Origin of the sequence: Priestia sp. BR_2, assembly GCF_041954005.1 — a bacterium.
Classification (GTDB): Bacteria; Bacillota; Bacilli; order Paenibacillales; family Paenibacillaceae; genus Paenibacillus_AQ; species Paenibacillus_AQ lautus_A.
In genome coordinates this window covers 1-11,722 of the sequence record NZ_JAVFHM010000021.1, presented here as the reverse complement: position 1 = coordinate 11,722, position 11,722 = coordinate 1, and the positions used below count along the sequence as shown (strand labels likewise).

Below are 11,722 nucleotides of genomic sequence, written 5' to 3'. Positions count from 1 at the left end.
TCCCGTTTGTTGGAATGTGCGTTACTTCTGTGGCAAGGTTCACTTCGGGACCTCCTCCTTGCAGGGAACGAACTGCTGCTTCCCGCCCACAACCTGGACCTTGAACCTTGACTTCCACCGTGTTCCTACCGGGTGCCATAGCCGCTTTGGCAGCTGTTTCAGCAGCCATTTGCGCAGCGAACGGGGTCGACTTACGGGAATCTTTAAATCCAAGGCCGCCGGAGCTTGCCCAAGAAATCGCGTTTCCGTGAGGATCCGTAATCGTTACGATTGTATTGTTGAACGTGGAGCGGATATGAGCCACGCCACTTTCAATATTTTTGCGGTCACGACGTTTAGTACGTACGACTTTTTTTGGTTTAGCCATTGTCTATTATCCCCCTTTCTTATTTCTTCTTGTTCGCTACGGTACGACGAGGACCTTTACGTGTACGAGCATTCGTTTTAGTACGTTGACCACGAACAGGCAATCCACGACGGTGACGAATACCGCGGTAGCAGCCGATCTCCGTGAGACGTTTAATATTTAAGGAAATTTCACGACGCAGGTCACCTTCTACCTTAACCATACCATCGATCGTTTCGCGCAATTTGCTGACTTCATCTTCTGTCAAATCACGGACACGAGTGTCTGCATTGATTCCAGTTTCTTTCAATACTTTCTGGGAAGTCGTTTTACCGATTCCGAAAATGTAAGTCAAGGCGATCTCAACGCGTTTGTCACGTGGCAAATCCACACCAGCTATACGAGCCATTTTACGCTACACCCCCTTCTTTAACCTTGTTTTTGTTTGTGTTTCGGATTTTCACAGATAACCATTACGTTCCCTTTGCGGCGAATGACTTTGCATTTTTCGCAAATAGGCTTTACAGAAGGTCTTACCTTCATGCTAATTACCTCCTCCAAGTTTTACGTTGTAAAACCAGCTTCGAAACTAAAGTAGTTTGTTACCGCTGCTGAGTTTTACGTCAGTAAAACCGCTTCGCAGCTTTCCTTGATTCCCCGGGGGAACCTTGAATCTATTTACGGTACGTGATACGACCTTTGGTTAAATCGTACGGCGAGAGTTGAACAACCACTTTGTCTCCTGTAAGGATACGGATAAAGTGCATCCGCAGCTTTCCGGAAACATGAGCGAGAATCTGGTGACCATTCTCCAGCTCGACTTTAAAGGTAGCATTCGGCAACGGCTCGATGACCGTTCCTTCGACTTCAATGACATCTTCTTTAGCCACAGTTAGTCTCCTTTCTGATCTGCCTTGGATTTATCGGATACAAATTGGCCAAGTGCGAAACGCAGTTTACCGTTTGTAACCCGACCGCTTTCTTGCAAACTGTTTACCACTTCACTGCTAATGTAGGATTGAGGTTCAAGATGAAGAACATTCTTCTTCTTGGCCCCGTCAAACTTGCGTTTGTCCCCATCCGCGATCCACACGAACCTGCTGTCCTCAATCGAAACGATAACGGCATACTGTCCGGCATCTCTGCCCTTCAGTATCTTAACAATCTGACCGGGTTGAAGCGTGATTTCATGATTCAATGTCATCACCCTATTCCGGCAGCTTCGTCAAAATTTCCATGCCATCCGGCGTGACTGCTACCGTATGCTCGAAGTGAGCACATAGTGAGCCGTCAACCGTAACAACCGTCCAGTTGTCTTCCAGCGTCTTGACATGCCGTTTCCCGGCATTGACCATCGGCTCAATCGCGAGCACCATGCCCGGTTTGAGTCTTGGTCCGCGGTCAGGAATGCCATAGTTCGGAATTTGCGGATCCTCATGCAGATCGGTACCCACGCCATGACCAACGTACTCCCGGACGACAGAGAAACCTGCATCCTCGATATGACGCTGAATGGCATGAGAGATTGTAAACAAGCGGACATCGGGTTTGACTAGCGCAAGTCCAGCATAGAGCGATCCTTCCGTAACGTCCAGCAAACGCTGGGCCTCTTCGGAAATTTCTCCTACAGCGTAGGTCCATGCCGAGTCACCATGGTAACCCTGGTATTGCGCGCCGATATCAAACGTAACGATATCGCCCTCGATCAATTTGCGTTTGCCTGGAAATCCATGCACCAATTCTTCGTTGACTGATGCGCAAATGCTGGAAGGAAATCCGTTGTAGCCTTTAAAAGATGGCACAGCGCCTTGGCTTCGAATGAACTTGTCGGCCATCAGGTCCAGTTCCCCGGTCGTAATGCCCGGTTCAACATGAGCGGCAAGGAGTTTGTGGCATTCCGCCACGATCCTTCCTGCTTCTCTCATCAAGCTCAGTTCCGTTTCGGATTTACAAATGATCATTATACTTAACCTCTCAGTATAGACGCAATTTGTGATGAAACCGCGTCGATTTCCTGATCACCATCGATTTGACGCAAAAGACCTTTGTTCTCATAAAACGTGAGGAGTGGTGCTGTTTTGTTGATATATTCGTCTAAACGAATGCCGACGCTCTCTTCGTTATCATCGGAGCGCTGGTACAATTCGCCGCCGCATTTATCACAAATGCCTTCCTGTTTAGGAGGATTAAAGATCACATGATAAGTCGAACCGCAGTTTTTGCAAATCCGGCGGCCGGTTAGGCGGGCCAGAAGCTTCTCTCGATCCACTTTCAGGTTGATGACGTGATCGAGACCAGTATTCAAGCGGGCGAGAATGTCATCCAGCGCTTCCGCTTGCGAAAGGGTTCTTGGAAAGCCGTCCAATAAAAAACCTTTTTCGCAATCGGACTGCTGCAGACGCTCTTCCACAATACCAATCGTTACGTCATCCGGTACCAGCAGACCCTGATCCATGAATTCCTTCGCTTTAATCCCGATGGGAGTTCCTTGTTTGATCGCGAGACGAAATGCATCGCCCGTTGAAATATGAGGAATACCGAATTCATTCACGATGTTTTCTGCTTGCGTTCCTTTTCCTGCCCCAGGAGGACCCATGAATAAGATGTTCACCTTACGTCACTCCCTCCCCTTGATTGACTAGCAAGAACAACACAATAGGCGCCGGGAAGCGATACAGACCACTCGCCGGAACCTATCGCCTATTTATTGATAAAACCTTTGTAATGACGTTTGATCAGTTGGCTTTCGATCTGCTTCATCGTATCCAGTGCAACACCGACGACGATCAAGAGGGACGTACCACCAATCTGAACCGTACGAGGAAGACCTGCAAGTGATCCAAAGAACACCGGAAGTACGGAGATCACGGCCAGGAACAGAGCTCCTGTCATGGTCAAACGGGTCATAACCCGTGTCAGATACTTCTCGGTAGCTTTACCAGGACGAATGCCCGGCACATAGCCGCCGTTCTTCTTCATATTATCAGCCATTTGGTTCGGATTCATCTGCACGAAGGTGTAGAAGAACGTGAAACCAATGATCATGAGTACATACAGTACCATTCCAAGCGGGCTGTCATAAGCCAGGTTCGCCGTAATCCATTTCGCCCAATTCTGGTGTGCCCAGAAGCTGGCCAGGATAACCGGGAACTGCAGCAATGACATCGCAAAGATGACCGGAATAACGCCTGCTCCGTTAATCTTGAGCGGAATGTGTGTGTTCTGTCCACCGTACATTTTGTTTCCTACAACACGCTTCGCGTATTGAACCGGAATTTTACGGATACCTTGCTGAATGAATACAACACCGGTAATGATCAGAACCAAAATCAAGAGGATGATGACACCCTTCAGAATGTTCATGAAGACCTGACCATCCTGAATGAAGTTCGATTCAATCGTTGTCCGAATGTGCATCGGAATACCAGCAGCGATACCTGCAAAGATAATGATCGAAATACCGTTACCGATTCCGCGTTCCGTAATCTGTTCGCCGAGCCACATCAAGAATGATGTACCTGCAGTAAGAACGATCGCGATCACGACGAAGTCGATAAAGGTTGCTCCAGGAACCATTTCGGCGCCATACAGGCGGTTAAACCCGATGGACATACCGAACGCCTGAATCAGACCCAGTATTACCGTACCATAACGAGTAATTTGAGCCAACTGCTTCTTCCCGTGTTCCCCTTGTTTGTTCCATTCCGCGAACTTTGGAATGACGTCCATCGACAGCAATTGCACGATAATGGACGAAGTAATATATGGAAATATCGAAAGGGCGAAGATCGAAAACTGCGATAACGCGCCCCCCGAGAACGTGTTAAGAAGACCGAACAACTCATTGCCTGCCTGATTCGTCTGGGTAAAGACATCCTTGTTAACACCGGGAACCGGTACAAAGGATCCGATACGGAAGATGATCAGAACGAATAAGGTGAACAAAATACGCTTGCGAAGGTCCTCGACACGCCATATATTTTTCAGGGTCTTAAACATTAGATCACCTCGGTTTTACCGCCGGCAGCCTCGATCTTCTCTACCGCAGATTGAGAAAACTTATTAGCTTTTACAGTCAAAGAAACGGTAACTTCACCGTTGCCAAGAATTTTGATTCCGCTCTTTGTATTGTTAACAATACCGCTCTCAACCAAAACTTCTGGAGTCACTTCAGTACCTGCTGCAAAGCTGTTAAGTTCTTCGATGTTCACAATCGCGTACTCTTTCCGAGTTGGGTTTACGAAACCGCGCTTCGGAAGACGACGATACAATGGGTTCTGTCCACCTTCGAAGCCTGGACGTACACCACCGCCGGAACGAGAGTTTTGTCCTTTGTGACCGCGACCCGACGTTTTACCCGTACCGCTACTAGTACCGCGTCCAACGCGCTTGCGCTCTTTGCGGGATCCAGGTGCTGGGCTCAGCTCATGTAACTTCATCGTTCGTTGCACCTCCTTAATATGTCCGGGGATAAACTGCCCGGGATTAACCTTCGATTTCTTTAACAGAAACCAGGTGATTTACTTTCTTGATCATTCCGCGAATTGCAGCATTGTCGCTTTGAACCACGGAATGGTTGATTTTGCGAAGTCCGAGTGTTTTCACGGTTGCACGCTGATCCTCTGGACGACCAATCACGCTGCGTACGAGGGTGATTTCAAGTTTAGCCATGAGATTCCCTCCTTAACCCAACAGCTCTTCGACGGATTTGCCGCGAAGCTTGGCAACATCTTCAACACGCTTCAGGCGGGACAAGCCTTCCAAAGTCGCATTGACCATGTTCATGGAGTTCGAAGAACCTAGAGATTTTGTCAAAATGTCGCCTACGCCAGCCAGCTCGAGTACTGCACGAACCGGTCCGCCAGCGATAACCCCAGTACCTTCAGATGCCGGCTTCAACAATACGCGGCCTGCTCCGAAGTGTCCTGTTACGAGGTGAGGAATAGTGGTTCCAACAAGTGGAATGTGAATCAGGTTTTTCTTAGCATCTTCAATACCTTTGCGGATTGCATCCGGTACTTCGCCTGCTTTACCGATACCTGCTCCTACCCAACCTTTGCCATCACCGACAACTACCAGTGCGCTAAAGCTAAAGCGACGTCCGCCTTTTACAACTTTAGCAACGCGGTTAATGTTTACTACTCTTTCAGTCAGTTCTAAAGTGTTAGGATCTACACGCAAGTCGTTTACCTCCTTTTGAAAATATCTTAGAATTCAAGGCCTGCCTCGCGAGCTGCCTCTGCAAGTGCTTGAATACGTCCATGGTACAAATATCCACCACGATCGAATACGATCGATTTATAACCTTTGTCTGCTGCACGTTTTGCAACGAGTTCGCCGACTTTACGAGCGGATTCAACGCTTCCGCCGTTCTTGATGTCGTTAACCAGTTCTTTGTCCAGCGTAGAAGCTGATGCCAAAGTCACGCCAGCCACGTCGTCGATCAATTGAGCATAGATGTGTTTCGAAGAACGGAACACGTTCAGACGTGGACGTTCTGCAGTGCCTTGGATTTTCTTACGGACACGCAGGTGTCTTTTCAGACGAGCTTTGTTCTTGTCTTGTTTCGTGATCATGCTTCCATTTCCTCCCTTCAGTTTTGCCTTAAGAGCTTCACTTTTAGACGCATCGGGTAAGTATGGGAGAAGAGGCAAGTTATCAACCAGGTAGATCCCCTGTCAGCTAACCTTACTTCTTCTTACCAGCTTTACCTTCCTTACGGATAATGCGTTCACCTTCGTATTTAATCCCTTTACCTTTGTAAGGCTCAGGCTCACGTACGGAACGAATCTTAGCAGCGTATGCACCTACGCGCTCTTTATCGATACCGCGAACCGTGATTTTTGTGTTAGCCGGTACGTCGAATTCAATACCTGGCTCCGGTGTAATTTCAACTGGGTGGGAGTAACCCACGTTCAGAACGATTTTATCTCCGGATTTGCTTGCACGGTATCCGACACCAACCAACTCAAGGTTTTTCGAGAATCCTTCAGTTACACCGTTGACCATATTCGAGACAACGCTGCGGGTCGTGCCGTGAAGAGAGCGATGTGTTTTGTTGTCGGAAGGACGAACAACATTGATCTCGTTGTTTTCTACTGTAATTTGCATGTCTTTATGCAATTCACGAGTCAAGGTACCTTTAGGTCCTTTTACAGTGATTACAGTGTTATCCAGTGTGACTTCCACACCGTTAGGAATAGCAATTGGTTTACGACCAATACGGGACATTCATTACACCTCCTATCTTGTGACGTTGATTACCATACGTAGCAGAGAACTTCTCCGCCAGCTTTGGATTGACGAGCTTCTTTGTCGGTCATAACTCCCTTAGACGTGGAGATGATCGCAATACCCAAACCACCAAGTACGCGAGGTACTTCGTTGCTCTTCGTGTAAACGCGAAGACCTGGTTTGCTGATTCTTTTCAGACCTGTGATTACGCGCTCGTTGTTGGAACCATATTTCAGGAATACACGAATGATCCCTTGTTTATTGTCTTCCACAAACTCTGCATCACGGATGAAGCCTTCACGCTTCAAGATGTCAGCGATTTGTTTTTTAATCGTCGAAGCAGGCATTTCTACTGTTTCGTGGCGAACCGTGTTCGCGTTACGAATACGAGTTAGCATATCTGCAATTGGATCGGACATAGTCATGTAGGATAAACCTCCTTCCCGTTTATAAACTTCTTACCAGCTTGCTTTTTTCACGCCAGGAATCTGGCCTTTATAAGCTAATTCACGGAAACAAATTCTGCAAATTTTAAACTTCTGCAGTACCGAATGTGGGCGACCACAACGTTCACAACGGGTATATGCCCGTACTTTGAATTTCGGTGTACGTTGTTGTTTAACTTTCATCGAAGTTTTTGCCACTTAGCCTGACACCTCCTAAATAGTTTCGGAGAAAAGGACAACCGTCTTATTTCGCGAAAGGCATGCCCAGTTGAGCAAGCAGTTCACGGGATTCTTCGTCGGTTTTAGCAGTCGTTACGATAACGATGTCCATACCGCGAACCTTATCCACTTTGTCATACTCAATTTCAGGGAAAATGAGCTGCTCTTTCAGACCGAGCGTATAGTTACCGCGTCCGTCAAATGCTTTGGTGGACACGCCTTGGAAGTCACGTACACGTGGAAGTGTAACGTTGAACAGCTTGTCGAGGAAGTAGTACATACGCTCACCGCGCAGCGTTACCTTCACACCGATTGGCATGTTCTCACGCAGTTTGAATCCCGCGATGGATTTCTTTGCACGGGTGATAACCGGTTTTTGACCAGCAATCAGCTGCATGTCGTTCACAGCGGAATCAAGCACTTTCGAGTTGGCTACAGCGTCACCCACACCCATGTTGATGACAACCTTCTCGATTTTTGGTACTTGCATTACTGTCTTATAGCTAAACTTCTGCATCAGAGCAGGAGTTACTTCGTTCAAAAAACGCTCTTTCATTCTTGCTGCCATGATTCAAGGACCTCCTTTCTAAACCGTCTTATTTATCGATAACTTCTCCGGATCTTTTAGCTACGCGAACTTTTTTACCGTTGTCCAGTACTTTGTAACCGATACGAGTTACTTTTCCGCTCTTCGGATCAACGTGCATAACGTTCGATACATGGATCGGAGCTTCCTTCTCGATGATACCGCCTTGTGGGTTCATTTGGTTTGGCTTCTGGTGTTTCTTGATCATGTTCACACCTTCAACCAAAACACGATTTTCACGAGGGTACGCTGCGATGACACGGCCTTTTTTGCCTTTGTCTTTACCGCTGATGACGATAACTGTATCATCTTTTTTCACGTGCAGTTTGTTGCTATGGGATTCCAGAACTTTTTTCACTTTAGGCATTCGTTACACCTCCTATGACTAGCCAGTTCAACTATTTATCGGGTTCCCGAAAAGTTACGTCACTTTTTGGGGTGTTATTAGATTACTTCCGGAGCCAAGGAAACGATTTTCATGTAGTCTCTTTCGCGAAGTTCGCGAGCAACTGGTCCGAAAATACGAGTTCCGCGTGGGCTTCTGTCGTCTTTAACAACAACAGCTGCATTCTCGTCAAATGAGATGTAAGATCCGTCTTTACGACGTACAGAACGCTTCGTACGAACGACTACCGCTCTTACTACATCACCCTTTTTGACAACGCCGCCTGGTGTTGCTTGTTTGACGGAACATACGATCAAATCACCGATTTGAGCTGTACGACGACCAGTACCACCCAATACGCGGATACACATCAGTTCCTTCGCACCGGAGTTGTCAGCAACAGCTAAACGTGTAAATGGTTGAATCATTTAAATTTCCTCCTTCCATCAAAAACTGATCATATCTTAGATGATAACCGCTTTTTCAACCACTTCTACCAGTCTCCAGCGCTTGTCTTTGGAGAGAGGGCGAGTTTCCATGATTTTAACGGTATCTCCGATTTGAGCTTGATTGTTCTCATCATGCGCTTTAAATTTTTTCGTGTATTTAATGCGTTTGTGATACAAGTCATGCTTCTTATAAGTTTCAACAGCTACAACAATGGTTTTATCCATTTTATCGCTGACAACTTTACCGATTTGCACTTTACGAGCATTGCGTTCTTCGCTCATTTGTTAGCCTCCTTCCTGAATACAGAACATGACGTTCCATTTCATTAACTAATCCCAAGTTCTCTTTCACGGATAACGGTTTTAGCACGAGCTATTTCTTTGCGAACGTCACGGATCCGAGTCGGGTTATCAAGCTGGCCAGTGGCCAATTGAAAACGGAGGTTAAAGAGTTCCTCTTTAAATCCGGCGATTTTTTGCTCGATTTCTGCAGTGGTTAAGTTGCGCAGTTCATTAGCTTTCATTTGCTTCACCACCCACTTCTTCTCGTTTCACAAACTTCGTTTTTACAGGCAGCTTGTGAGCGGCGAGACGCATCGCTTCGCGGGCGATTTCCTCGGACACGCCTCCAAGTTCAAACATGATCTTGCCTGGTTTTACAACGGCAACCCATTTCTCAACGTTACCTTTACCGCTACCCATCCGCACTTCGAGAGGCTTTTGAGTAATCGGCTTATCTGGGAAAATCTTGATCCATACTTTACCGCCACGACGGATGTAACGAGTCATCGCGATACGAGCAGCTTCGATCTGACGGTTCGTGATCCAGCCTGGTTCTGTAGCTTGCAGACCGAATTCGCCGAAGTTCAGTTCAGTACCGCCTTTCGCTTGGCCTCTCATATGGCCGCGCTGTTGTTTGCGGTGTTTTACACGTTTTGGTACCAACATGATTAGTTGCCTCCTTCCTGAGCAGCTTGTTTCTTAGCCGTAGGAAGAACCTCTCCACGATAGATCCATACTTTCACGCCGATACGGCCGTAAGTCGTATGCGCTTCTGCTGTACCATAGTCGATGTCTGCACGAAGCGTATGAAGTGGAACAGTTCCTTCACTGTAGCCTTCCGTACGAGCAATCTCGGCTCCGCCAAGACGTCCGCTGACCGATGTTTTAATCCCTTTCGCTCCAGAGCGCATAGTTCTTTGAATCGCTTGTTTCAGTGCACGACGGAAAGATACACGACGTTCCAGCTGTTGTGCAATGCTTTCAGCAACAAGAATTGCGTCCAGTTCAGGGTTCTTGATTTCAGAAATGTTGATGTGAACTTTTTTACCGCCGGCGATTTTAGTCACTTGTCCGCGCAGTACTTCTACTTCGGAACCACCTTTACCGATAACCATACCTGGCTTCGCAGTGTGGATCGTCACGTTCACACGATTAGCCGCTCTCTCGATTTCGATACGGGATACAGCGGAGTCTTTCAATTTATTTTTCAGGTATTCACGGATTTTCACGTCTTCCAGCAAAAGATCACCGAAATCTTTGCCTGCATACCATTTGGATTCCCAATCACGGATAATACCGATACGGAGTCCTACTGGATTTACCTTTTGGCCCACACGTTTTCCCTCCTTATTTTTCAGCTACCACCAAAGTAATGTGGCTGGTGCGTTTATTGATCCGGCTTGCACGTCCCATCGCACGAGGGCGGAAACGTTTCATAGTCGGTCCCTGGTTGACATAAGCTTGCGTCACAACCAATTTAGTTACATCCAAAGAGTAGTTATGCTCAGCGTTTGCGATAGCCGAGTTCAAAAGCTTCTCAACAACCGGAGATGCAGCTTTCGGAGTGTGACGAAGAATTGCGATCGCTTCGCCCACTTGCTTACCGCGGATCAAGTCAACAACGAGTTGAGCTTTACGAGGAGCAATACGAATCGATCTAGCATGTGCTTTTGCTTCCATATGTTTAACCTCCTCTCAAACAAAGAGCTTCGTTAATTATCTTCTTGTTTTCTTATCGTCTTCATGACCTTTGTAAGTACGGGTTGGAGCGAACTCACCCAACTTGTGTCCTACCATGTCCTCAGTTACATATACAGGTACATGTTTACGGCCATCGTATACACCGAACGTGTGACCGATAAATTGCGGGAATATAGTGGAGCGGCGGGACCAGGTTTTGATCACAGCCTTTTTGCTTGCGGCGTTCATATCCTCCACTTTTTTGAGCAGATATCCGTCAATAAAAGGTCCTTTTTTCAAACTACGGCTCATATTGAAATCCTCCCTTCATCAAATTGTCTCGTTACCTTCGGGCCTGACACGAAGTTATGCACTTAAGCGCGCATTACTTCGTGCGGCGGCGAACGATATATTTGTCAGAAGCTTTGCCTTTTTTACGAGTCTTAGCACCAAGGGTTGGTTTACCCCATGGAGACATAGGAGACTTACGTCCGATTGGAGCGCGGCCTTCACCACCACCGTGAGGGTGATCGTTAGGGTTCATGACGACACCGCGTACTTCAGGACGTTGTCCGAGCCAGCGACTGCGGCCTGCTTTACCGATTTTGATCAACTCATGGTCTTGGTTACCCACAGAACCGATGGTTGCACGGCAAACTTTCAGGATGCGACGAACTTCACCGGAAGAAAGACGAACCGTTACGTACTTGTCTTCTTTACCGAGAAGCTGAGCTTCTGTACCAGCAGCACGAACCAATTGTCCGCCTTTGCCTGGTTTCAATTCGATGTTGTGGATAACTGTACCTACTGGAATGTTTTCCATAGGAAGCGCGTTACCGCTCTTGATGTCAGCACCTACTCCCGATACTACTTGGTCTCCAACTTTCAGACCTTTAGGAGCGATGATATAACGCTTTTCACCATCTACATAGTGAATCAGAGCGATGTTGCAAGTACGGTTCGGGTCGTCATCACTTGTCGCAAAGCGACGTGGACTGCCGACATTATTCCGTTTGAAGTCGAAGATTCGGTAATTACGTGTTGTCCCTGCGCCTTGGTTACTAATGTGAATTTTGCATGTGGTGGTAGCTGCAG

25 protein-coding genes are annotated in these 11,722 nt (G+C 47.2%); all 25 read right to left on the bottom strand.

The genetic code is table 11. The features are described 5' to 3' along the window. Window positions 1-367, bottom strand: a 367-nt coding sequence (rpsK, locus tag RB298_RS00260) for a 30S ribosomal protein S11 (RefSeq protein ID WP_486045168.1), incomplete at its 3' end; no start/stop codon positions are given. Between the two features lie 19 nt (window positions 368-386). Next, complete coding sequence (gene rpsM / locus RB298_RS00255; RefSeq protein ID WP_006212897.1) at window positions 387-755, bottom strand: 30S ribosomal protein S13; 369 nt, start codon at window positions 753-755, stop codon at window positions 387-389. Window positions 756-775: 20 nt separating this feature from the next. After that, window positions 776-889 (bottom strand): 50S ribosomal protein L36, encoded by a 114-nt coding sequence (gene rpmJ, locus RB298_RS00250; protein WP_003333770.1) that lies wholly within the window; start codon window positions 887-889, stop codon window positions 776-778. Window positions 890-1,020: 131 nt separating this feature from the next. Further along, window positions 1,021-1,236 (bottom strand): translation initiation factor IF-1, encoded by a 216-nt coding sequence (gene infA, locus RB298_RS00245; protein WP_006212898.1) that lies wholly within the window; start codon window positions 1,234-1,236, stop codon window positions 1,021-1,023. Window positions 1,237-1,238: 2 nt separating this feature from the next. Beyond that, complete coding sequence (locus RB298_RS00240; RefSeq protein ID WP_015737620.1) at window positions 1,239-1,550, bottom strand: KOW domain-containing RNA-binding protein; 312 nt, start codon at window positions 1,548-1,550, stop codon at window positions 1,239-1,241. A gap of 4 nt (window positions 1,551-1,554) precedes the next feature. Then, on the bottom strand, window positions 1,555-2,307 hold the full coding sequence (gene map / locus RB298_RS00235) for a type I methionyl aminopeptidase (protein ID WP_015737621.1): 753 nt from the start codon (window positions 2,305-2,307) through the stop codon (window positions 1,555-1,557). Window positions 2,308-2,312: 5 nt separating this feature from the next. Further along, on the bottom strand, window positions 2,313-2,957 hold the full coding sequence (locus RB298_RS00230) for an adenylate kinase (protein ID WP_009589204.1): 645 nt from the start codon (window positions 2,955-2,957) through the stop codon (window positions 2,313-2,315). A gap of 89 nt (window positions 2,958-3,046) precedes the next feature. Continuing rightward, a complete protein-coding gene (secY, locus tag RB298_RS00225; protein ID WP_009589213.1) occupies window positions 3,047-4,345 on the bottom strand; it encodes a preprotein translocase subunit SecY in 1,299 nt (432 codons plus the stop codon). Then, the gene (gene rplO / locus RB298_RS00220) at window positions 4,345-4,785 is read right to left on the bottom strand and encodes a 50S ribosomal protein L15 (RefSeq protein WP_006212903.1); all 441 of its coding nucleotides are present in this window, start codon (window positions 4,783-4,785) and stop codon (window positions 4,345-4,347) included. The genes secY and rplO overlap by 1 nt, the downstream gene beginning before the upstream one ends. Before the next feature lie 46 nt (window positions 4,786-4,831). Further along, entirely contained in the window at window positions 4,832-5,017 is a 186-nt protein-coding gene (gene rpmD, locus RB298_RS00215) for a 50S ribosomal protein L30 (RefSeq protein WP_006212904.1), read from the bottom strand. 12 nt (window positions 5,018-5,029) lie between these two features. Further along, window positions 5,030-5,527: a 30S ribosomal protein S5 gene (gene rpsE / locus RB298_RS00210; RefSeq protein ID WP_009589212.1), complete on the bottom strand. Its 498-nt coding sequence runs from the start codon at window positions 5,525-5,527 to the stop codon at window positions 5,030-5,032. 26 nt (window positions 5,528-5,553) lie between these two features. Continuing rightward, entirely contained in the window at window positions 5,554-5,922 is a 369-nt protein-coding gene (gene rplR / locus RB298_RS00205; RefSeq protein ID WP_009589217.1) for a 50S ribosomal protein L18, read from the bottom strand. A 112-nt stretch (window positions 5,923-6,034) separates the two neighbouring features. After that, a complete protein-coding gene (rplF, locus tag RB298_RS00200) occupies window positions 6,035-6,577 on the bottom strand; it encodes a 50S ribosomal protein L6 (RefSeq protein ID WP_071221018.1) in 543 nt (180 codons plus the stop codon). A gap of 29 nt (window positions 6,578-6,606) precedes the next feature. After that, the gene (gene rpsH, locus RB298_RS00195) at window positions 6,607-7,005 is read right to left on the bottom strand and encodes a 30S ribosomal protein S8 (protein WP_006212908.1); all 399 of its coding nucleotides are present in this window, start codon (window positions 7,003-7,005) and stop codon (window positions 6,607-6,609) included. A 33-nt stretch (window positions 7,006-7,038) separates the two neighbouring features. Continuing rightward, window positions 7,039-7,224 carry a type Z 30S ribosomal protein S14 gene (locus tag RB298_RS00190; RefSeq protein ID WP_013312154.1) on the bottom strand — a complete coding sequence of 62 codons (186 nt, stop codon included), beginning with the start codon at window positions 7,222-7,224 and terminating at the stop codon, window positions 7,039-7,041. Window positions 7,225-7,270: 46 nt separating this feature from the next. Beyond that, window positions 7,271-7,813 carry a 50S ribosomal protein L5 gene (rplE, locus tag RB298_RS00185; protein ID WP_007132558.1) on the bottom strand — a complete coding sequence of 181 codons (543 nt, stop codon included), beginning with the start codon at window positions 7,811-7,813 and terminating at the stop codon, window positions 7,271-7,273. 28 nt (window positions 7,814-7,841) lie between these two features. Next, window positions 7,842-8,198, bottom strand: a complete 357-nt coding sequence (rplX, locus tag RB298_RS00180; RefSeq protein ID WP_006212910.1) for a 50S ribosomal protein L24 — start codon at window positions 8,196-8,198, stop codon at window positions 7,842-7,844. A gap of 77 nt (window positions 8,199-8,275) precedes the next feature. After that, window positions 8,276-8,644, bottom strand: a complete 369-nt coding sequence (gene rplN, locus RB298_RS00175; RefSeq protein ID WP_006212911.1) for a 50S ribosomal protein L14 — start codon at window positions 8,642-8,644, stop codon at window positions 8,276-8,278. A gap of 36 nt (window positions 8,645-8,680) precedes the next feature. Further along, a complete protein-coding gene (rpsQ, locus tag RB298_RS00170) occupies window positions 8,681-8,947 on the bottom strand; it encodes a 30S ribosomal protein S17 (RefSeq protein ID WP_009589223.1) in 267 nt (88 codons plus the stop codon). 44 nt (window positions 8,948-8,991) lie between these two features. Then, complete coding sequence (gene rpmC / locus RB298_RS00165) at window positions 8,992-9,189, bottom strand: 50S ribosomal protein L29 (protein WP_007132561.1); 198 nt, start codon at window positions 9,187-9,189, stop codon at window positions 8,992-8,994. Further along, on the bottom strand, window positions 9,179-9,613 hold the full coding sequence (gene rplP / locus RB298_RS00160; RefSeq protein WP_009589221.1) for a 50S ribosomal protein L16: 435 nt from the start codon (window positions 9,611-9,613) through the stop codon (window positions 9,179-9,181). Before rplP ends, rpmC begins: the two co-directional genes overlap by 11 nt. 2 nt (window positions 9,614-9,615) lie before the next feature. After that, window positions 9,616-10,281: a 30S ribosomal protein S3 gene (gene rpsC, locus RB298_RS00155; RefSeq protein WP_006212915.1), complete on the bottom strand. Its 666-nt coding sequence runs from the start codon at window positions 10,279-10,281 to the stop codon at window positions 9,616-9,618. A 13-nt stretch (window positions 10,282-10,294) separates the two neighbouring features. Next, the gene (rplV, locus tag RB298_RS00150; RefSeq protein WP_015737624.1) at window positions 10,295-10,627 is read right to left on the bottom strand and encodes a 50S ribosomal protein L22; all 333 of its coding nucleotides are present in this window, start codon (window positions 10,625-10,627) and stop codon (window positions 10,295-10,297) included. 36 nt (window positions 10,628-10,663) lie between these two features. Then, the gene (rpsS, locus tag RB298_RS00145) at window positions 10,664-10,939 is read right to left on the bottom strand and encodes a 30S ribosomal protein S19 (RefSeq protein ID WP_006212917.1); all 276 of its coding nucleotides are present in this window, start codon (window positions 10,937-10,939) and stop codon (window positions 10,664-10,666) included. A 73-nt stretch (window positions 10,940-11,012) separates the two neighbouring features. Next, the coding region (gene rplB / locus RB298_RS00140; protein WP_486045157.1) for a 50S ribosomal protein L2 at window positions 11,013-11,722 on the bottom strand (710 nt) is incomplete at its 5' end.